Source organism: Methylibium sp. (assembly GCF_013817365.1).
Lineage (GTDB): Bacteria > Pseudomonadota > Gammaproteobacteria > Burkholderiales > Burkholderiaceae_C > Methylibium.
Map to the genome: position 1 here is coordinate 1 of NZ_JACDCU010000566.1, position 2,191 is coordinate 2,191.

The following is a 2,191-nucleotide window of genomic DNA, read 5'->3' on the forward strand; positions in this document are numbered from 1 at the left end:
CTCGACGCCTGTGCCGCACCCGGCGGCAAGACGGCGCACCTGCTCGAACTGGCAGATCCGGACCTGCTTGCGCTCGACGCCGATCCGAAGCGCCTCGTCAAGGTGCATGAAACACTCCAGCGCCTCGGGCTGCGGGCCGAGCTGCAGGCGGCCGACGCCGGCGCCCCGGACACCTGGTGGGACGGGCGGCCCTTCGATGCCATCTTGCTCGATGCGCCCTGCACCGCTTCGGGCATCGTGCGCCGTCACCCCGACGTGCGCTGGCTGCGCCGCCCGGGCGACGTGGCGGCGCTGGCGCAGGTTCAGGCGCGGTTGCTGACCGCGCTGTGGCCGCTGCTCAAACCCGGCGGGCGGTTGCTTTACGCCACCTGCTCCTTGTTCCGGGCCGAAGGCGAGCAGCAGATCGACGCTTTTTTGCAACGCGCGCCTGACGCCAGCCTACGGCCTTGCGCCGGTCGTCTGCTGGGCGTCCCCGACAATCCGCTGCAGGGGACGCAGCCGGCACCACCGCCCGAGACGGATGCTTTTTTCTACGCCCTGCTCGACAAAAACGTGTTCTGACCGCCCGCCCGCTCCAGCCTTTAGTCAAGCCACAAACCAAACTCCTGAATACGTGTTCACCGCCTGGGTCCGATGCTGTTTCCAAGCCCGTGCGGGCCGACGCACGGGGCAGGGCTGGCCGCTGCTGGCGTTCGTCGCGGTACTGCTCGGTTTGGCCGGGCCGCCGGCCGCAGCCGACGGCTTCGACTTGCTCGGCCTCGAGCTCACGCGCAACGAGGAGGGGCTGCTGCTGGCCTACGATGTCCAGGTCGTGCTGCCGCAGGCCGTCGAGCAGGCACTGAGAAAGGGCGTGCCGCTGTACTTCGTGGCTCACTCCGAAGTGTGGCGGCCCCGCTGGTACTGGCGCGACGCCCGTGTTGCCGAGGCCACGCGCAACTGGCGCCTGACCTGGCAGCCGCTGACGCGCCGCTACCGCGTCAATTTCGGCAGCTTGAGCGACAACTACGACACCCTGTCCGGTGCACTCGGCGCCATTGAGCGCGCCACGCGCTGGAAGCTGGCCGACGCCGACCGGCTGGAGGGGGGCGCCGACCACTATGTCGAGTTCAGCTTCCGGCTCGACACCTCGCAGCTACCGCGGCCGCTGCAGATCGGCTTCGAGGGCGAAGCCGACTGGGAGCTGGCCATCGAACGCACGCTGGCCGTGCCGCCGCCCAGCCCACCGGCTGCGGCGCCATCGGCCGTACTGCGTTAGGCCTGCAGGGTAGGCTCACGCCGTGAGTTCGCACCCCCTACGCTGGCGCCGGCGCCTCGCACTGCTGCTCTCGCGCCGTGCGGACGGCGGCACGTCGCGCTGGATGTGGATCGTCTCGCTGGCGGCGACCATCGCCGCAGCGCTGGTGCTGACCTTCCTTCTCGCGATTGCAACCAACAATCGCGAGTTCTACGAGCGCTACTACAACTGGCTGTTGTGGGTCAACGTGGTCATCGCCGGGCTGCTGGTCCTGGTCATCGCCGGGGCCGGCCTGCGGTTGCTGGTGCGGGTGGCGCGCGGGCAATTCGGCTCTCGGCTGTTGCTGCGGCTGGCCGGGATCTTCGCTCTGGTCGGCCTGCTTCCCGGTGTGCTCGTCTATACCGTGAGTTACCAGTTCGTCTCGCGCAGCATCGAGAGCTGGTTCGACGTGCGGGTGGAGGGCGCGCTCGATGCCGGCCTGAACCTCGGCCGCGGCACGCTGGACGCGCTGGTGAATGACCTGGCCGGCAAGACCCGGCTCGCTGCCGAACGGCTGGCCGAGTCGGGCGAGCGCGCCCGCCCCCTGACACTGGAGCGCGTGCGCGAGCAACTGAGCGCGCAGGAGGCAGCGGTGCTGGGCTCTGCGGGCCAGGTGCTGGCCAGCGCCGGCACGGCCGGAATCGGCGGCGTGCTGGCGTCCGAGCGGCCCTCGGCCACGCTGCTGCGTGCCGCCCGCACGAGCCGCGTGACCACCCAGCTGGAAGGCCTGGAAGACGACGCCATCGGCCAGGGTGGCGGCGCGGGCGCGTCGCCCCAGCCGCGGATGCGGGCCGTGGCGCTGATTCCCTCGACCAGCTTTTCGCTCGGTGCCGAGGACAACTACCTGATGATCACGCAGCTGCTGCCGGCCCAGCTCGCGGCCAACGCACTGGCGGTGCAGAGTGCCTACCGCGAATA

General features: G+C 70.2%; 1 protein-coding gene and 2 pseudogenes. All 3 read left to right on the forward strand.

The features are described 5' to 3' along the window. Nucleotides 1-561: pseudogene (locus H0W38_RS21355) on the forward strand (16S rRNA (cytosine(967)-C(5))-methyltransferase RsmB); the annotation flags it as partial. 52 nt (nt 562-613) lie between these two features. Continuing rightward, entirely contained in the window at nt 614-1,255 is a 642-nt protein-coding gene (locus H0W38_RS21360) for a DUF4390 domain-containing protein (protein WP_292457987.1), read from the forward strand. A 22-nt stretch (nt 1,256-1,277) separates the two neighbouring features. Continuing rightward, a pseudogene (locus tag H0W38_RS21365) lies at nt 1,278-2,191 on the forward strand (PAS domain-containing sensor histidine kinase); the annotation flags it as partial.